The 19,490-nt window shown below is 66.8% G+C and carries 10 protein-coding genes and 3 pseudogenes; 7 read left to right on the forward strand and 6 right to left on the reverse strand.

The annotated features are described in order from the left end of the window. Positions 1–164: 164 nt before the first annotated feature. Entirely contained in the window at positions 165–437 is a 273-nt protein-coding gene (locus FGW31_RS34405; RefSeq protein WP_142197537.1) for a hypothetical protein, read from the reverse strand. Positions 438–705: 268 nt separating this feature from the next. On the opposite strand from FGW31_RS34405, the gene FGW31_RS34415 reads away from it, so the two are divergent. Further along, positions 706–1,614, forward strand: coding sequence for an IS5 family transposase (locus FGW31_RS34415; RefSeq protein WP_267905364.1), 909 nt, complete (start codon positions 706–708; stop codon positions 1,612–1,614). Here FGW31_RS34415 and FGW31_RS34420 read toward each other — a convergent pair. Together FGW31_RS34420 and FGW31_RS34425 are read right to left on the reverse strand one after the other, a co-directional pair. Beyond that, a complete protein-coding gene (locus FGW31_RS34420; RefSeq protein ID WP_142197538.1) occupies positions 1,559–2,062 on the reverse strand; it encodes a hypothetical protein in 504 nt (167 codons plus the stop codon). The two genes, FGW31_RS34415 and FGW31_RS34420, sit on opposite strands and share 56 nt — an antisense overlap. A gap of 486 nt (positions 2,063–2,548) precedes the next feature. Next, positions 2,549–2,962, reverse strand: coding sequence for a hypothetical protein (locus FGW31_RS34425; protein ID WP_142197539.1), 414 nt, complete (start codon positions 2,960–2,962; stop codon positions 2,549–2,551). A gap of 433 nt (positions 2,963–3,395) precedes the next feature. Between FGW31_RS34425 and FGW31_RS35850 the strand changes: the two genes are divergently transcribed. Continuing rightward, positions 3,396–4,325: a peptidoglycan-binding domain-containing protein gene (locus FGW31_RS35850; protein WP_233452628.1), complete on the forward strand. Its 930-nt coding sequence runs from the start codon at positions 3,396–3,398 to the stop codon at positions 4,323–4,325. A 727-nt stretch (positions 4,326–5,052) separates the two neighbouring features. Here FGW31_RS35850 and FGW31_RS35210 read toward each other — a convergent pair. Together FGW31_RS35210 and FGW31_RS34440 are read right to left on the reverse strand one after the other, a co-directional pair. Further along, positions 5,053–5,199: pseudogene (locus tag FGW31_RS35210) on the reverse strand (Scr1 family TA system antitoxin-like transcriptional regulator); the annotation flags it as partial. 77 nt (positions 5,200–5,276) lie between these two features. Beyond that, positions 5,277–8,741, reverse strand: coding sequence for a DNRLRE domain-containing protein (locus FGW31_RS34440; protein WP_142197540.1), 3,465 nt, complete (start codon positions 8,739–8,741; stop codon positions 5,277–5,279). A 541-nt stretch (positions 8,742–9,282) separates the two neighbouring features. On the opposite strand from FGW31_RS34440, the gene FGW31_RS34445 reads away from it, so the two are divergent. Both FGW31_RS34445 and FGW31_RS34450 read left to right on the forward strand, forming a co-directional pair. Then, a complete protein-coding gene (locus FGW31_RS34445) occupies positions 9,283–16,395 on the forward strand; it encodes a polymorphic toxin-type HINT domain-containing protein (protein WP_411757122.1) in 7,113 nt (2,370 codons plus the stop codon). Positions 16,396–16,411: 16 nt separating this feature from the next. Continuing rightward, entirely contained in the window at positions 16,412–16,738 is a 327-nt protein-coding gene (locus tag FGW31_RS34450) for a hypothetical protein (protein ID WP_142197541.1), read from the forward strand. 152 nt (positions 16,739–16,890) lie between these two features. On the opposite strand, the pseudogene FGW31_RS34455 reads toward FGW31_RS34450, so the two are convergent. Next, positions 16,891–17,240 (reverse strand): annotated as a pseudogene (locus tag FGW31_RS34455) (tyrosine-type recombinase/integrase); the annotation flags it as partial. 206 nt (positions 17,241–17,446) lie between these two features. Here FGW31_RS34455 and FGW31_RS34460 point away from each other — a divergent pair. From FGW31_RS34460 to FGW31_RS34470, 3 genes and pseudogenes are all read left to right on the forward strand, one after another. After that, a complete protein-coding gene (locus tag FGW31_RS34460) occupies positions 17,447–17,707 on the forward strand; it encodes a hypothetical protein (protein WP_233452629.1) in 261 nt (86 codons plus the stop codon). Between the two features lie 62 nt (positions 17,708–17,769). Beyond that, on the forward strand, positions 17,770–18,069 hold the full coding sequence (locus FGW31_RS34465) for a hypothetical protein (RefSeq protein WP_142197542.1): 300 nt from the start codon (positions 17,770–17,772) through the stop codon (positions 18,067–18,069). Between the two features lie 465 nt (positions 18,070–18,534). Then, positions 18,535–19,406 (forward strand): annotated as a pseudogene (locus FGW31_RS34470) (IS5 family transposase). Positions 19,407–19,490: the final 84 nt, after the last annotated feature.

A 19,490-nucleotide genomic window follows, 5' to 3' on the forward strand; every position in this document is an offset into this window, starting at 1 on the left:
AAACGGCGTGGTGACAGCGCGAATGTTGGGTTGTCCGTCGGGTCGCGCAACAGTAGGCGCGACCCTGGGGCGCAACCTCCAGCGCAACGGTTAGGCGCAACCCCAGGTCATGACTGCGCAGCCCCGTGCAGTCAGGGCTGCGCAAGACCCGCATGGGTGCGTCGCTACAGCATTTGGAGACGGATCCACCAGAAGAGGAGTCCGATGGTGCCGGCGCCGGTGCTGTAGGCGGCCCCGCGGAGCAGGTGGTGCATCAGGTCTCGGCGTTGTCGCTTACTGCGTCGCCCCTTGCGCGGGTTCAGCGGCAGCAGGCGCCGCTTCCCGCGGCCGCCCTCGGTGGGGCGGGGGGCGGCGGCGTTGCGCCGGGCCTGTTGCTGGTGGGTGTCTTTCTTCTTGGACGGGGCGGTGCGGTCAGTGCGGGGCGTACGCTTTGGCATTGGGGATGCTCTTTCGTGAGGGTGCTTCCCGTGGGCGAGGAGCTCGTTGGCGGTCGGTGGCCTCGGAACCGGTGACCGTGGGCGAGCTCTTCGCTGGCTTTCTGACTGGCTGTTCTCTATCCGCTCGTGGAGTCGATCGGGATCGAACAGGTCCCTGGTCCGGGTGAGTCAGCCGGTGTGGGTGCATAGAAGAAGGGCCTCTTGGTAGCTCGCGGTTGTCGAATCCAGCGAGGAGCAAGAGGCCCTGTTGTCGAAGTGTCGCGCGGTCGTGGTCGCCGAGTCCAGTTCGCCCACTCCTGGGTGTGACTGTCTCGCCCATCGGTTCGGGAACGCAGTCGACCGGCCGGAGCGCCGACCCCGGTACGACTCGGACATAAGCGACGCGGAGTGGTCACGGGTGCGGGAGCTGCTGCCGGTGCCGACCTGGTTGGCGGGCCGGGGCGGCAGGCCGGAGGGCTACTGCCACCGGCAGATGATCGACGCGGTGCGCTACCTCGTCGACAACGGCATCAAGTGGCGCGCGATGCCCTGCGACTTCCCGCCCTGGCCGCGGGTGAATGCCTTCTTCGCCCGCTGGCGGGATACGGGGCTGGTGGCCGAGCTGCACGACCGGCTGCGCGAGGCCGTCCGCCGCTCGGAAGGCCGCGACGGGGAACCGAGCGCGGCCATCGTGGACTCGCAGTCGGTGAAGGCGGACGCCACCGTCGCCCACACCACACGGGGATTCGACGCGAGGAAGAAGGTCAACGGTCGCAAGCGGCACCTGCTCACCGACACCCTCGGACTTCTCCTGGGCGTGCTGGTCACGCCGGCCTCCACGACCGACCGTGACGCCGCCCGGAGCCTGCTGCCCGCAGCAAAGGATCGCTTCCGGCGGCTGGCCCGCATCTGGGCCGACGGTGGCTATACCGGCCACCTCACCGACTGGACCCTCCAGCACCTCGGAATCGTCCTGGACATCGTCCGCCGCAGCGATGACGTCCAGGGTTTCCAGGTCCTGCCCCGCCGCTGGGTCGTCGAGAGGTCCTTCGCCTGGCTCCTGCGAAGCCGGCGCCTGGTCCGTGACTACGAACGACGCCCCGACACCAGCCAGAGCATCGTCCTGTGGTCGATGACCATGCTCATGAGCCGCCGTCTGGCCGCCCGGCACCGGCCTGTTCCGGTGCGGGCAGCGTGAACCGGCCCGGCTTCTCCTCCACCAGCCAGCCCCGTTCCACCAGACGTTTCAGCCGGGCCCTCGCTCCCTCGACGCGGGAGGCGGACGCACTGTCCCAGCCCAGCACCACCGCCGCCCGCCGGGCACCCAGCCCGCCGACTCCCGCCTCCAGGGCGGCGGCCATCAACGCCTGGTAGTCCACCGACAGCACCTCGGTGTCGGCCGCGTCCTGGCGGTGCGGCACCGCCCGGCGCGGTCCCACCGGCTTTTTCTGCGAGGATCCGCCAGCCACCACAGCGGGCGCGTCCGCCTCGCCCAGCGCCTCCAGATACTGCTCCAGGCCGATCACTCGATGCCGGAGCACCTCTTCCGCCTCCGCCAGAGCCGCCCGCACCCGCTCCAGCTCGGCTTCGAGTTCCTCCACCCGCACCACCGCGGCCTTCCGCCGCGTCTCCAGAACCGCCCGCATCGATGGCACCTGGCACCCCCACGACATCTCGGCCGGCAACAGAACCAGACTCCCGTGACAACCGCGATCTCACGCCTGACCAGCAGAAATCACACATGAGGTTCGGAAAGAGAACGACCTCTGAGCCCAGCAGAGTGGCCGCGTTCACGGGTAGCGTCGCAGCAGTTGTCGGCGGGAGCCTCGAACCCCGTGCTGCCAGTCCCAGCGAAACCACCAGCGGCGCCGCCTGCCCGTTTCCGAGGCGTACTCGGCCTCCCACGGGCGCTAGCGGGGCGGAGCATGGGCGCCGGATCCGGTGCCGGGACCAGCGCCGCCAGGGCGTGCTGCAGGTCCTCAATGTGGGCGCCGCGTTCCTCCAGGCGCGCCCAAATGTGACGGGCGTTGATGCCCAGCTAGCCGAGCGGAAGTCCGCTGCGAGTTGATCTGCTAGCAGGCCGTGGCGGCCCCGACCTTGCGCAGGTTCGGGGCTGCCTGGTAGGGCGCTGATTACTGGGCCATCAGCCAGTGCTCCCCGGGTGTACCCCGACGATCGCTGCCGCGCCAGCGGGGCAGGCTGTACCGAGTCACCAGGGTCCACGCGGTCTTCGTGGCGTCCTCCACCCATGCGTGTCCCGCCGCAGGCAAGCCGCCCACTCCACGCAGCCACTTGGTGATCTGCTCTTCCGGGATGTACGTGTTGCCCTTTCCGAGGTACTTGAGGACGTACACCGCGAGATAATCAACGTCCGCCGCATCGCCCTGGCCGTTGAGGATGGCCGTGATCCGGTAGGCGAACTTCTTCCCGATGCTGTAGTCGCCCTCACCCCACAGAGAGGTGACTTCTGGTCCCCTCAGCATGTCAAGCAAGTCGATCAGGTGGGCGAGGTCGGGATCGTCGGCGAGGGTGATGGACTCCGTCACAGGCGGCTGCCTCCGAAAAGTTGTGGTTGAACCAGATTGGCGCCGCCGATCATCACGGTGCCGGTTCAAGGACACGCCGCTGCTGCAGAGAACTGCCTGATTTGCCATCCGCAAATGACCGAGATTCTCCACCTACCAGTGGCTCGCTGTGCCCTGGGCATGTTCGGGGATGGAGAGGATACGCGCCCAATGGGCAAAGCGAAGATCTTGAATCCCTGATGCCCTCGGACTCACCTACGGCGGCGGGCGGCAGGGTCGCGTCCGACGAACTGAGCGTCGCCCACCGCCCATCTGCCCGCAGATGGGCTGCACTTCCGGGAACGCAGATGCCAGGAAGATCGTTGATTCAGCGACAACGGCGCCGCAATCTCCGGCTTACCTTGAGGAGTGAACCGCTCTGCGTACTCCCTTGTCCCTCCGTATCGGTACGGCAGTGGTCTTCGCCCTGACTGCCGGCTTGAGCCTTGCCACCGGCTCCCCCAGCACCGCAGGCATCTCGCTGACCACCCAATCCACCAACAGCGAAGCAGCCGAACGAACCGATTCCTCCGTACCCGATGGCCGAGGCAACGCTGCACGCGAAGCCATACCGAGCCGTACCGACGCACCCGACGCGCAATCACGGGAACCGGCGGAACGCGCCAACCCCGATCCCACGGCCCGGCCGACTCTCAGCAGTGGCAGCAGCGGGACGGCCGTACGGGAGCTGCAACGCCTCCTTACCCGGCACGGCCACAGCACGGCCGTGGACGGACTGTTCGGCCCCCACACCGAGAAGGCCGTCAGGGCCTTCCAGACGGACGAGCAACTGGTAGCCGACGGCATCGTCGGGCCGAAGACTTGGGGGGCACTGACCGCGGCACCGCCTGCTGAGCAGCCGGCACCCTCACCCGACGCCCCCAACTCATGTTGGGAAGCAGCTGACACAGACACGAACTATGCCTACAAGTGCGCCTTCCGCGTCGTCACCGTCAACCCAGTCCCCAGCGCGGAGACCTTGAAGGACGCGGTGTTCGCACAGGCCATCAGCCAATTCTCCGACCGCTTCCCCTTCGGCGGATGCGGCCAAGTTCTCACCGTCGGTCAGATCTGCCGTCTCCAGCCTGGCAACGCACCGGTGAAGGTCGTCGCCATCGGCAAGGACTACTTCCAGTTGAAGTCACTTCCCGGGCATCCTGAAGGTGAGGGCCGGTACATCAAGTTCAGTCTCGCCATCACCGGAAACGAACTGGTCTTGAACGTCCACGCCTGGGGCAAGCCGAGCTACGGCGCGAAGGGCAGCGTTATCTCAGGGTTCGTGGAGCACATCTGGGGCACCTACGCCCAGAAGGGCATCCGGACCTTGGTCTGGCCACAGGGGTAGAAGTAGATGCACAGGCATGACTGGCTGACCACGCAGTGGGGGGAGATCCAAGTACCAGGTACGGGTCTCCCCCCATCACAAGCCCCGGCCTTGATGTCACAACCCACCCCAGCCTCCAGATGACAGCTCGACCAAAGAGAGTGAGCCGAATGCTTTGCAGGCCAGGGTCGCCTTTCCACGCCAGTAGGGCCTTGACACCGTGTCGACGAAAAGTCGCCCTCCATCTGCACCTAGGCCAGGTGCACCGTCCCGATGAACAGGCACTCCGACAGGTCGACGTCGGCGAGGACCAGATGCGCCGCGTTCACCCCGCGCAGCGAAGCCATCCGATCTTTCCACCCCTGACACCCCACCCTCACCTATTTCCAGGGCTTGGTCAGTGAGAGGAGGAGAGAAGAGGGTTGTGACGAGGCACCGAAGCCCCGGAAAGCCGTAAGGGCAGGGGAAATGCGGTCTTCTCTCGTGCCGGGCATGGAAGTGGGATCGCAAGCGCCGGCGGCAGGAGACTGCGGCGGCTTGCCCGACCGACCGGCCCTGTCGGCGCGGGCGCGCGGCTCGCCGGTCGGCGGCGCGGGGCAACCAGTGGCTATGAGGCTCGAGGAGCGCAGTCGGCACCGCTGGCTCCGGTCAGATGCCCTCGCCATGTGGCGAGGCGGGCGGCACTGATGTGGTCGGCGGCCGTGTTCGAGCCTGTGCCATCTCTGGCCTCAGCAGGGCCGCGACGGCCTCACGGTGCCATCTGTCCGGCCGCCATCACGTCATGCCCGCCGGTCTGCCGGCACAGCGCAGTTTCGCTCAGTACGAGCCTCATCGACAGCGGATCGGTCGTCCGCGTCAGCAGCGCCTGCCGGTCGACCTTCAGTCGCACCCGGGGCCTCGATCTCTCCCTCGCTCAGCGCGCCCGGACCCGCCTTCCTAAGGAAGCGGGTCCGGGCACTCGGAGCCAGCAGGTCATCCGATGGCGATGCGGGTTTTCCAGTAACTGTTCTGTCCGATGATCTCTGTGCCGGAGCCGGACAGGACGGTCTTGCCGCCTGCATAGAAGCGTACGGATCCGTCGGAGCGTACGGTCCAGATGTCAGGAATGGCGTCGCCGTTGGCGTCGGGGGTTCCGATCAGCAGCGGGATGCTGGTGCTGGACCAGCCGGAGGAGCCGTAGACGGCGTCGGTGCCGTCGGCGGAGTTGGCGGCGGAGGCCAGGGAGGTGAGGTCGGTTCCGCCTTCGGCGGCCTTGATGCCCTTGCGGAAGAGGAGCCGGCCGGAGGCGTCGCTGCGGTAGACCAGGTCCGTGACCCCGTCGCCACTGATGTCGGCCGCGGTGACGATGTCGCGGTCAGCCCAGGGTGTGGAGGACAGTCGGATCGCCTTGTCGATGGTCGCGCCGTGGTAGCCGATGAAGGCCCAGATCTCCTCGCCACGGGTGGCGAAGAAGTCCGTGCGGCCGTCTCCGGTGGCGTCGCCCGCCGAGACGATCTGAGTGAGGGAGGCGGGGCTGGGCGCGTTGGACGGCAGGAGGATCTCCACCCGTCGGTCGATGTTGACCGCGCCGTAGCCGTCACCGGGGTAGACCCAGAGCTTGCCTCCGACGCGGACGACCAGGTCCTGGAGGCCGTCACCTCCATAGATGTCACCGTTGTGGGTGATCAGGGAGTCCTTGAAGTGACCGGCGGGCGCGGCGACGAACGGTGGCAGACCGTCCTCGGAGCCTGGGTCCTTGGCCGGATTGGCGCGGTAGGCGCCAGACATGGAGTAGTCGAGGTCACCGCTGGCGCGGGTGAGGTCGGGTGTGGCCTGGGACGGGTAGAGAGCGAGATTGCCCCCGGCAGTCACGGCCATGAGGTCGGCGAGGTCGTCGCCCGTGAAGTCGCCGGCGCTGTCGGCTTCGTCGCGCGGGCTGACGTAGAAGAAGTAGAGGGCCGGGTCTGAGGGGTTGCCCGCCGAGTCGACAGCACGGATGTACAGGACGTTGGGGCCGGCTGTCGGGGGCTTGGCATCGGTGATGGTCGTCGGTGTGGTGACGGCCGTCCCGGCGGTGCGGCTCTTGGAGAAGTTGTAGTTGGAACCGTTGAAGGAGTACTCGAAGCGGACGGTGTCGGTGGAGCCAGCGTAGACGGTGAAGGACCCTGCTGTACCGAACTTTAGCTTCGACCAGTTGGCGTCCTCGGCGTCGTTCCCGAAGCCGTTCTCCGAGCCGTCGGCGTTGGGGAAGTCGGTGGAGGTGACTTTGGGGCGTTTGGGGGCGGTGGTGTCCAGGATGAACCGGCAGGGCGTCTTGGCCGGCGAGTATCCGGATGTGGCGCCCTTGTCGTCGATGCCGCGGACCCGCCAGGAGTAGAGGGTGCCGTTGGTCAGTTTGCTGGTGGAGAAGGCGGGTGTGGAGCGCAGGGCGTCGCCGCCGTCACTGCCGGTGGAAACCTTGCCTGTGGAGCCGAGTATGTCGCCGGTGGTGCCCCACTTGCCGGTGGGCCAGAGGTCGAAGTCCAGGTAGTCGAGGTTGTTGTCCTTGTCTTTCCCTCGCGCGGTGAAGGTGACGCTGCCCGCGCCCATCCGGACGTACGGCTCGGTGGTGGTGCACTTGGCGTCGGGGGACAGGTCGAGGTTGGTGGGGGACGAAGGACGGCGGTTGTAGACGAGTTCGAGTGCCGGGCCGTTGTCGCCGTTGGCCTGGAACTTTTTCCAGGAGTACTGGGATTTCTCGTCCCGGGCACGCAGACCGAAGGTGATTTTGGAGCGGCCGAGGTCGGCGTAGTTCTGTGCGGCCTTCTTCACGTCGAAGGTCTCGTAGGCGTCGCGACAACCGGACTTGTAGCCGTGCGCGAAGCTGCGGGTCTGCAGCTTGTTGCCGTCGGTGAGTTTCGGGGCGTTCTTCCAGTTGGTCTTCTTGCTGACCGCTCCGGTGACGTGGACGCTCATCGAGCGGGCGCTGCAGGACCAGGAGTACGTCTCCAGGAGGCGCAGCTTGGCGCTGCTGATCTTCGCGCCCTTGAGGTTCTTGTCGAAGTCCATGTTGAAGAAGGAACGCGAAGTGCCCCAGGTGTCAGACTCGAAGCCGACCCGGGCCTCGTGGGTGCCGCCCTTGTTGAAGCCCTTGCCGTTGTAGAAGGTGGCGTTGGGGTGCCGGCTGTAGGCGGTCGTCCAGTTGTCCATGTGCTTGGTGACGGACGGGTCGATGAAGACCGGGTAGGTCGTTTCCGGAGCGTTGAGGAAGTCCAGGTCCGGGGTGATGACCCAGTTGTCGCCCGAGAGGTCGGACTCCACGGTATTGCCCAGGGAGTCCGGTGATGGCCCGTCAAGCAGCGGAAGCGAGAGGGTTGCCGCTGATCCGCTCTGCGACGGGTCTGGGGTGGGTTCGGCGGGAGCGGTGAGTGTGGCGGTCTCCGAGGGGGTGACCTCAGGGTCGTCGGTGGGGGTGGGCAGGCTCGCGGCCTCGGATTCCCGGTCGGTCTGCTCGTCCGACTCGGCGTCGTTCGTCGCCTCCTCGGGCGGCACCGCTTCCGGTGTCCAGGACGCCGAGTTGCTGGGTTCGGGGCTCTCCGAGCCGGTCGGCTGGGCAGTGGCTCCGACCTGTCCGTCGGTGATGGCGGGCTGGCCGGTGGAGTCCCACATCAGCGGGGTGCCGGAGCTGGCCACTTCGTTGCCGTAGAAGGTCTCGGCGGTGAGGACGCCGGACAGCGGGTCGAGGCGGAAGGTCAGGTCTTCGGAGGTGATGCCGTACGAGAGCTGCCGTACCAGCGGGTTGGCCGCGGCCGCCCGGTTCTTCAGGACGAGGAGCTGGGCGAAGCCGTCGTTGTCCGCCGTGAGGACCAGGTCGGCGCCGGGGAAGATCTCCGGGTACAGGGCGCGTGAGCCGTCGATGATGGGGGCGGGGACCGGTCCCGGCCAGGTGAGCTGGATGGCGTACTCACCGGCATCGCCCACATAAAGCGTGACTAGGTTGCTCGCTTCGGCTGCGGCGGGAGCGTTTTTTACCAGTGACACACGCTGGCCCCCGGCGCGGGAGGCCCGCTCCGGGTTCTGCTTGCCCGAGCCTGCGGTGAACACTATGCGGGCGCTGGTGGCCGTGGTCTCCCAGCCGGCTTTGCTGCGCCGCAGGTCCGTGTTGATCGCGCGCCATTCGCCGTCCTTGTGGACCCGGATCGGTGAGGCGTGGAACCTTTTGGCGAGCTGGCCGTCGGGACGGGCCCAGGTGGTGGAGCGCTCGGTGCGGTCCGCGGTGACCTCGACCTGCTTGCCTGTGCGGGCGGCCTGGACGAAGGCGGCGCTTTCGGTGACCGCCTTTGCCCGCTGGGGTTCGGTCTGCTGTTGTCCGTCGGAGCTCGTGTACCCGGCATAAGCGATGCCGGTCGCTGCGACCGCCGTGGCGAGGGCGAACGCCAGGGTGCGGCGTCCGGGCCTGCGGGGCTGAATGGTTGGCATCGTGAGAGGTCCCTTTCCCCATGCCCGGCACACGGATCGACGTGTGCGGGCTCCTCCGGAACGATGTGGCCGGCCATGGCGAAGCGGACCGTTCCGTACGGGGGCGCGGGCATGGCAGGGCGAGCTGATGATGACTTATGAGCCGCCTGTCGTCACCCTGTGAATTGTCATGCCTGGGACTTGGGCCGGGTGGTCTCCGTTTCTCCCGGAGGCTGCCCCGCTGAGGCTGGCGAGTGTCCACCGCACCGAGAGAGGTCTCATATCGGCACGAAGTGCCCCATGATTTACGGCATTTGATTGTCCATCAGATATTATGGGGCGAAATTGGACTCACGTCGGAATGTATTCCTCCTCGGAGGGGTGCCGCCTGATCGGCGTCCTCTGTGAGTGATTTTCTCGTTACGAGGCGTGACAATGATCACTAGTGGTCTGAACCTCTAGCGTTTCTTCACATCGCTCTCACAGAATTCGCCCGATCTGTTTCGTCCTGCGCGAGGTCTGTTTCCGGCCCCGCTCCAAGTGGTGTCCGGGGGGACCCTCCGTGTTCGGTCGAACTCGCATTTCCCGAAGCCTGCGGGTGCGCAGAGCGGTTGTCGCCGCAGCTGGTGCCGCGGTGCTCGTCGGTCTGCTGCCCACGGCGGCGATGGCTGTGCCGCCGGTTCCGCCGGCCGATGAACCGGGGCGCGAGGCCCTGACTCTCGAGTCGCTCGCCAAAGTCGTCCCTGCCGACGGCGCCCCGGTCAACCAGGACGTCGAGAGCCTGAAGACCGATGTTCCGCAGGAGATGGAGGCGGCGCCGCCCGGCACCGACACTCCGCTTCCCGCGTCCACCACAACGGTCACGTTTCCGTCCAGTGCCGCACGGAGCTCGTCTGCCGCCGTCGAGTCCCAGTCGCTGGGTGAAGTGCCGGTTACGCTCGCCCCGGCCGAGGGGCAGCCCGCCCCCACCGGTGCGTGGGGCGTGACCGTGGACGCCCGCACCGAAGTCACCACACAGGGCGTGGACGGTGCGGTCATCCGCGTCGACCCGCCGGACACGGGCGCGGTGCCGGTCTCGCTCTCGCTGGACTACGGCACCTTCGAGAACCTCTACGGCGCCGACTGGGGCTCCCGCCTGCGTCTGGTCCAGTTCCCGGCGTGCTACCTGATCACCCCCGACGTCGAGGAGTGCCAGGCATACACGGAGCTGGAGACGGTCAACGACCCGGACGCCAACACAGTCTCCGCGACCATCGACCCGGCCGCCGACGACCCCGTCACCACGGCGTCCGAAGGCCCCACCACCCAGTCGGCGGGCTCCCGCCTGCTGGACGCGGAAGGCAGCGGCGACTCCACCGTGATCGGCGCGGTCGATTCCGGAGCCGGCCCCGGCGGCTCGTTCAAGGCGACCCCCCTTGCCTCGACCGGATCCTGGTCGCACGCCGGCAGCTCCGGCGCCTTCGTCTGGTCCTACCCGCTGACCGTTCCGGCGCCCCCGGCCGGCCCCACTCCGACGATCGCGCTCACCTACAACTCGCAGTCCGTGGACGGCCGCACCGCCGTCTCCTCCCCTCAGGCCTCCTGGATCGGAGAGGGCTGGGACTACGACCCCGGCCACATCGAGCGCCGCTACCGCAGCTGCAAGGACGACCGGAAGACCCTTGACGCCGGCGCCCCCAACAACACCGCCAAGACCAACAAGACCTCCGACCTGTGCTGGGTCTCGCACAATGCGGTGATGTCCCTCGCCGGCCGGACCACCGAGCTGGTCCGCGTCGGCACCACCGACACCTACCGCCTCGCGTCCGACGACGGTACCCAGGTCACGCTCAAGACCGGTGCGACGAACGGCGACAACGACGGCGAGTACTGGGAGGTGACCACCACCGACGGAACCGTCTACACCTTCGGCCGTCACGAGGTCGGCGGCGGCCACGCCAACACCAGCTCGGTCTCCACGGTTCCCGTCTTCGGCAACCATCCCGGTGAGCCCTGCCATGCAACCGCCTTCGCCGACTCCCGCTGCGGCGCGGGCAAGCAGCAGGCCTGGCGCTGGGGCCTGGACAAGGTCACCGATGTCCACGGCAACGTGATGGTTGTCAACTGGAAGCAGGAGACGAACTACTACGCCGTCCGGGACAAGCGCAAGACCCCGGAAGCCTACGAGCGCTTCGCCTACCCCACCACCATCGACTACGGAATGCGCTCGGACGACCTGTCCAATCCTTCCGCGCAGGTCAGCTTCGGCGTCAAGCAGCGCTGCCTGAAGTCCGCCACCGCCTGCGACGCGGCGAACTTCGCCAAGACCGACGACCCCGGCGCCTACCGCCCCTGGTGGGACACCCCCGGAAACCTCAACTGCAAATCAACGTCCAAGCTCTGCCCCGGCTTCCCGTCCTTCTGGACACAGATGCGCCTGGACACCATCACCACCCTCGGTGCCCGCCCCGGCGTGACCGGCCTGGGCAAGGTCGACGTCTACGCCCTCCACCAGTCGTTTCCCGACGACTGGTACGACACCTCTCCGGGACTCTGGCTCAACTCGATCACCCGCACCGGATACGGCCCTGGCGACACCACCGGCACCATCCAGTCCAAAGACGGCGTGAGCTTCGCCGAGTACCGGGTCGGCTCCTCCTCTCCGCTCCAGTCCCGCCTGCGTGACCGCCAGCTCCCCAACCTCGTCCGCACCGGCCCCAAGGACCAGCGCCCCGCCTTCACCCGCCCCCGCATCGGAACCGTCGCCACCGAGGCCGGCGCCGACATCGAGGTCGAGTACACCGGCGGATGCGCCACCCCGCCGTCCGAGGACAAGGAGAAGGCGAACGGAACCTGCTACCCGGTCCGCTGGTCCCCGGACGGCGACGAGCGGACCCCACCCAAGCAGTGGTTCAACAAGTACGTCGTCGCCTCCGTCGTGGAGACCGACAAGGTCACCAACCACGGCGTGCCGATCGTCACCAAGTACAAGTACACCGGCCCGGCCTGGGCCAAGTCCGACGACGAGTTCCAGCGCCCCGCCCTGCGTACATACAGCGACTGGCAGGGATACCGCCAGGTCTCCGTGACCCAGGGCAGCAAGACCACGTCCAGCAAGACCGGCAACGACGACCCGCAGTCGCAGTCGTACTCCGAGACGCGCTACTTCCTCGGCACCGGCGGCGAGGTCAAGGACACCACCGGCACCCACACCCTGGTCAGCGACGACGCCCGCCAGTACGCGGGCCTGGCCGCCGAGGTCCTCACCTACAAGGACTCCAACAAGCAACTCCTCCAGCGCACCCTGAACTTCCCCTGGTCCAAGCAGACCGCCTCCCGCTCCCGGGAGGCGGAGGACGGCTCGGCCATGGAACCGCTCCTCGCCCACCGCGTCGGCATCAAGCGCACCGACGACATCCAGTCCCTCGACGACGGATGGCAGTCCAAGCGCACCCTCACCACCGTCGACGACACCTACGGCCTGGCCACCGAGGTCGAGAGCTTCGTCGTCAAGCCCGACGGCACCGGCGGCGAAACACTCTCCGAGCAGGAGTGCACCCGCAACACCTACGTCCACAACACCGACGCGCACCTGATCGGCCTGATCTCCCAGAGCCGGACGATCGCCGTGCCCTGCTCCCGGTACGACGGCGCGAACTACGCCACGCACCTGCTGAAATCGGTCCGCACCAGCTACGACACCCTCGCCTACGCCGCCACACCGCTCAAGGGCCTGCCCACCACCGTCGCCGAATCCAACGGCGCGGGCAACGCACACAGCGTCATCACCACCACCACGTATGATCCGCTCGGCCGTATCCGCAAGGTCACCAGGCCGGATCAGGGCACCACCGAGAACGTCTACACGCCCGCCGACACCGGAGGCCCGCTCACCGGCCTCAAAACCGTCAACGCCCTCGGGCACGCCACCACGACCACGTTCGACCCCGGCCGCTCCCTCCCCCTCACCGTCACCGACCCCAACGGCCGCGTGACCCGGTACGAGTACGACGACCTCGGCCGCCTGGTCAAGGGCTGGTCCCCGATCCGCTCCAGCGGCACCCAGACCCCCGACGTCCAGATCAGCTACCAACAGGCCACCGCCACCCCCTCCAGGACCAGCCCTGCTGCCGTCACCACCAAGACGATCAAGGACGACGGCAGCTACACCTCCTCGGTCACCATCTACGACGGCCTGCTCCGCCCGGTCCAGACCCAGAACGAGGCCCACGGCCCCGGCCGCATCATCACCGACACCTCCTACGACGACCACGGCCGGCCCAGCATCGTCACCAGCGGCTACCTCGCCGCAGGCCAGCCGACCACAGCGCTGTTCGCACCCAAGTCCACGACACTCATCCCCAGCTACGTAAAGACCCAGTACGACGGCATGGGCCGCACCGTCCGCCAAGCGACCTACCACGACGGTGACTTCCAGCACGAGACCTTCACGTCGTACGGGCCAAACACGGTGCACGTGAACCCCCCGGGCAACACCACTCCGGCAACATGGACCACCACCGACGCCCTCGGCCGGGTCACCGAGATCGAGCAGTACACCGACGCCGGCCAGTCCACCACCCGATCGACCCGCTACGCCTACGACGTCCGCGGCAACCGCTCGGAAGTCACCGACCCGGCCGGCAACAAGTGGACCTACAAGTACGACGTACGCAGCCGCATAGTCGAAGCCACCGACCCGGACACCGGCACCACCAAGACCACCGCGTACGACGGCGCCGATCGCCCCCTCACCACCGTCGACGCCAACGGCAAGACCCTGCACACGACCTACGACGTGCTCGGACGAGTGACGGCTGTCCGCGAGGGTTCAGCCACGGCCAGCCCGATCAAATCCTTCACCTTCGACGCCGTCGGCGCCCTCGGCCTGCCGGTCGCCTCGACCCGCCACACCGCGGACGGCGACTACGTCACCAAGATCACCGGCTACACCACCGACTACCAGCCCACCGGGCAGGACATCACCATCCCCGCCAACACCAAGACCACCGGGCTTTCCGGCACCTACAGCTACACCTACGGCTACACGCCGACCGGCAAGCCCCTCTCGGTGACCTACCCGTCAAAGGGCGGCATCTCCTCCGAGAAGGTGGTCACCCGCTACAGCGAGGACGGCCTGCCCGAGTCCACGTCCGGCTCCAGCTGGTACACCGCCGACGTCACCTACTCCCCGTTCGGCGAAGTCCTCCGCACCATCTCCGGCTCCCAGCCCTACCGCGTGTGGACCACGAACTTCATCGACCCGCGCACCAAACGCCTCCAGCGCACCGTCGCCGACCGCGAGACCGCCTCACCTCACCGCATCACCGACAGCTACTACTCCTACGACGCCTCCGGCACCATCACCTCGAATTCCCGCAAGCTGAGCGAAGCCTCAGGCTCCACCTGGGACACCCAGTGCTACACCTACGACGCCCTTGGTGAACTCGTCCACGCCTGGACCTCCACCATCACCCCCACCAGCACAGGCAACGGCTGCAAAACCGCCAACGGTGCCACCTTCGGCTACCGCACCGACTACGCCACCTCGTCCGGCCCCGTCGCGGACGCCCCGAACGAGGCCACCGACACCTCCAGCCCGGACGCCTCGCTGACCAACACGCTCGCCGCAGCCGCCCCGGCCGCCGGCACGGTGGCGACTTCCGCCACCGCCTACCGCCAGGCATTCACCTACGACTGGATCGGCAACCGCTCCACCCTCACCGAGCACAACGTCACCGACCCCACCAAGAACATCACCTATCACTCCGGCTACGGCACCACCGCCGGAAACGGCGCCACCGAACCAGTCACCCCCCAGCCCCACACCCTGGCCTGGGTCTCCACCACCCCCACCGGCTCCGGCAGCGCCTACACCTACGACCCGGCCGGCAACACCACCAAGCGCGACCTCCCCGACGACACCCAAAGCCTCACCTGGACCGCCGAGAACAAGCCGGCCACCGTGACCACCGGCGCCACCACCGTCAACTACACCTACGACACCGGCGGCCAACGCCTGCTGGAAAACTCCAGCGAAGGCTCCACCCTTTACCTTCCCGGCGGCGAACTCACCACTGACGCCACCGGAAAGATCACCAAGGCGACCCGCAACTACGCCCACCCCGGCGCCCCCACAGTCGTCCGCACCTCAAACGGCACCAGCACCGGCCACACCCTCAACATCCAACTCGCCGACCATCTGGGTACCGCCAACACCACCATCCAGATGGCCGCCAACCAGCCGGTGACCAGGCGGGCCTTCAAGCCCTTCGGCGAAGCCCGCGGCCCCAAGCCGACCGCCTGGCCGGACAAGCGCAGCTACCTGGGCGTCGGCATCGACGACACCGCCACCGGACTGACGCACATCGGCGCACGCGAGTACGACCAGGTCAACGGCCGATTCATCAGCGCGGATCCCCTGCTGGACATCACAGACCCGTTGCAGATGAACGGCTACTCCTACGCCAGGAACAGCCCCATCAGCACCAGCGATCCCGACGGCCTGAAGCCGGTCACCGATTGCTACAGAGGCTGCCAGGACGGCAATCACACCTACCGGGACTGGATGGTCCCTAACGGTAACGGAGGTTGGTCTTACCGTTACGAAGGCGCCACTTACACCTATGACGTGGAGGGTGACCTTCACAGCGTCAACCGATTCGGCAGTCACCATCCGCAGCTGGGCACAAAGACCGTCATCAAGCCGTATGACCTGGCAGCCCAGAAGAAATCACTCAAATTCGTGGCCTCCCTCGTCGTCCCTGATGTTGAGTCATGGAAAAAGGTGATTTCTGGAGAGGCAGACGGCTGGGACTACCTTGGCGTCGCATCGGATATCCCCTTCGTGAAGGCTTTGAAGCTGGTACCCGATTCGGTTGCGAAAAAGGGTAAAGGTGCAGTCGAAGAATGGCTCAGGAAGTACGCATCAGGATGTAAGTGCTTCCTTGCCGGCACCCAAGTCCTCATGGCCGACGGCAAGACCAAGGAAATCGAGAAGATCGAGGTCGGCGACGAGGTTGTTGCCACAGACCCGGAAACAGGGGAGACCCGCCTCCGGAAGGTCACCCGCCTGATCGTCACCGAAGACGACAAGCACTTCAACGAACTGACCATCGAAACACCCGGCGGACCTGAGAAGCTCACCGCTACACACGAACACCCCTTCTGGGTTCCCGAGATCGGCGCCTGGGTCGAGGCCCGCAACCTCGCCGCCGGCCAGACGCTCAGAACTCCCGACGGCACCACCGTCCGTATCATCAGCAACCGGGCATACACCAAGCACGCCCGGACGTACAACCTCACAGTCGAAGACCTGCACACGTACTATGTGCTGGCGGGGCAGACGCCGGTACTCGTTCACAACAGCAACTGTGGCGTCCGTAAGCACGACAAAGCCAGGGGTGCCGCCGGTGTTGATGAAATGACGGCGACGTTTGAGAAGTTCTACAAGAAGTCCGATATATACAGCGAGAGCTACGGGAACGGGCTCGAACTCTGGACTCCCTATGGCGTTCGTCAAGTGGATATCGCGGTCAGGCAGCCAAACGGCAGTCTTCACCTTTACGAGGTGAAGGTGAATAAATCGAACTACACAAGGGGCCAGCGAAGGAAGGACGAATGGCTAGCGAAGACGTACGGGTTTGAAACTTCGGTAGTCCGTCGCAGTACAGAGTGTCCGATCTGCAACCCCTAACCTGAGAGGATGGCCAGTGAGTAGCGACTTCGGCTTCTGGAAGCGTTGCGTCGGGGACCCCGAGGAAGTCTTTGACGCCCTCGCTGAAGGTGACACTAGCGCCCTCGCCGTAAGCCCCGACGTGTTGCGTTTTCGGGAAGAATTGCTGGCTAGGTGGCCGGACATGAACGACGTTCTGGAGCCGTCTCAGTTTGACCTGGAGGAGGAGCCTGACGATGCATCCAAGTACGTCCTCCTGACCCTTTCGGTTCGCCAGCTTGACTATCTCCCGGAGATTCTCGACATGGCGAAGAGGAACGGACTCGTTGGATTTAGCGGAGTGGCGGGCGAGCCAATCGCCTGATCATCCACAGGGGTGGCCCTGCCTCTTCGCTCAGGCGAAGAGGCAGGGCCGCTTCATGACCGGTAGGAGGCCTTACATCCTGCCCTGACGGCAGTAGTTGACGGCAACGGCGGCGAACACTCTGGATGTTCGCCGCCGTTGCCGTGCGTGGGTCAGGGGCGGTTGAGAGCGTTGCCGAGGGCAGTCAGGGCTTCGCGTTGGAGGCGGATGCGTACGTGGGCGTAGACGGTGGCGGTGACGCCGATGTGGGCGTGGCTGAGGAGCTCCTTGATCACGACGAGTTCGACTCCCTGCTCCACGAGCAGGGTGGCGGTGGAGTGGCGGAGGTCGTGAAAGCGGATGCGGCGGAGGCCAGCACTGCGGAGGAGCGTGGTGAAGGCGCGGGTGAGGTTGGTCGGGTCGATCGCTCCGCCCTGCGCGGTGGTGAACACGTGCCCGCTGTCCTGCCACGTGGTGCCTGCGGCTTCCTGTTCGCGTTCTGCTGCTCGCGGTGGAGCTTCAAATGACCAGTCCGCGCTCACGTAGCTGCGGCAGGCAGACCTCCAGGCAGGCCTCCACCGAGGCGGCATCAGGCGGAGTTGCCACTCTGCGTGGCTGGGGGGAAGACGGCTATGCTCAGCAGATCCGGCAACCCGCACCTGGCTCTGTGGATCGTTCGCCGAGGAGGTCGGGCACGATGTCCCTTGCAGCGACTTGGAGTTGTGGGCGGTGACCCGAGGCGACAAGGGCAACGTGGGTGTGCACTTCCGTGCACCGGTTTGCCCGGCCGACGTGCTTGCCGAGCGGTACTCGGCACTCGTTGCCGCCGAGAGTGCCCAGGGCCGCACCCCGGAGCTGGACCGCATCACGTTCATCCGGTCGGACGCTGACGTTGCGGGCCTCGGCGGCCGCAGCGCCGACTTCCTGTCGGTGCTCGCTGCCCGCCACGCCGCGAGCGACCCAACCGATCAGACCCACGCGCGGAGGTAGCCGATGACGGCAGGCCCAGGAGCGTCAAGCAGCATCCGGCTGGAGGGATGACCGGCTCCGAGGTGAACGAGGTAGTTCTCGCAGGCCTGGCCCAGGAACTGTCTAGAGCCGCCCGTACCCGTGCCCCCGTCCGATTACTGTCCGAGCGCTTCCCGGGCCTGACTCTGCAGGGCGCCTCCCGCATCCAGCAGATCAACGTGCGGGCGCGGGTAGCGGCGGGGGCCCGGGTGGCCGGTCACAAGATCGGGCTCACCTTGGCCGCCATGCAGGAGCAGATGGGCATTCACGAGCCCGACTCCAGCTTCGTCTTCCACGAGATGGTCGCACCCAGCGGGGCCGGCTGCGGTCGGTCGACTTTATGAACCCGAGGATCGAATCGGAGATCGCTGTCCGGCTCGGCCGCGACATCGTGAAGCCCTGCGGCCTGGGCGCCGTCCGCTCGGCTGTGGCGGAATTTTTCCTGGCGTTCGAGATTCTCGTTCGCCACGATCAGTTCGCGCTGGCACTTGGAGCTGCACCAGGCCGACGAGCGCGCTGTCGCCGAGGTCGCCGCCCGCCTAGTGCCGGCCGAGGGCTGCACCCGCGGCCTGGACGCGCTGGGCTTCACCGACCTGACCGGCGACGGCCCCGCCCAGAGTGATGCGACCGCGCAGGACGACGAAGACGACGTGGAGTCGGTGCTCTCGGACATCAAGGCCCATCCGGGCAACGTCAGCCTCAACTCGCTGCTGGACGAAATCTCCAAGCTCAAGCAAGTCCGCACCGTCGGCATTCCGGAGAAGGCACCGGGGTCGGCGTACAGGTCGTGGGCGCCTAGGCAGTTTCGTTTGGATCAGTCGGTCGTTGGTCCGGGTGTGCCGTTGACTGATGCGCAGTGGGCGCGGATCGAGCCGTTGCTCCCGGACCGGACACCGAAGCGTGGTGGTCGCTGGCGGGACCACCGTGAGGTGATCGACGCGATCGCCTACAAGTTCCAGACCGGGACGCAGTGGGTGCACCTGCCGGAGAAGTACGGCAACTGGCGGGGTGTCTACAACCGGCTGCCGATGTGGGCCGTCGACGGCACCTGGGAGCGGGTGTTCACCGCCCTGGTCGCCCAGGCCGACGCGGACGAGGACCTGGACTGGGCCGTCTCGGTGGACTCCACGATCGTGCGGGCTCACCAGCATGCGGCGGGGGCCCGCAAAAAGGGGCCCCGGCCGGCGAGCCGGGTGACCATGCCATCGGCCGATCCCGCGGCGGACTGACCACGAACATCCACCTCGTGGCCGACGGCCGGTGCCGACCACTCGCGTTCGTTCTCACCGCCGGCCAAGCCGGCGACGCTCCCGCCTTCACGGACGTCATGGCCCGCTCGCGCGTTCCCCGACCTCGTGGAGGGCCTCGCACCAGGCCGGACCTGGTCCTGGCCGACAAGGCGTACTCCTCCCGCGAGATCCGTGACCACGTGCGCAAACGCGGCATCCGCGCGGTGATCCCGGAACGGGCCGACCAGCAGGCCAACCGGAAACGGCGCGGACAGGCCGACGGCAGACCACCGGCCTTCGACCGGGAGGCATACAAACAACGCAACACCGTCGAACGGTCCATCAACCGCCTCAAGCAGTAGCGCGGCATCGCCACCCGCTACGAGAAGACCGCCACCATCTACTTGGCCGGACTCCACATCGCAGGCATCTTCCTCTGGTCCACCCGATGATCCAAACGAAACCGCCTAGCCCTCACCTGGTGCCTGCGTCCCTCCGATGGAGAAGCCTCGTTCCCCACCACGCCACAAACGAGA

Origin of the sequence: Streptomyces calvus, assembly GCF_006782915.1 — a bacterium.
GTDB lineage: Bacteria > Actinomycetota > Actinomycetes > Streptomycetales > Streptomycetaceae > Streptomyces > Streptomyces calvus.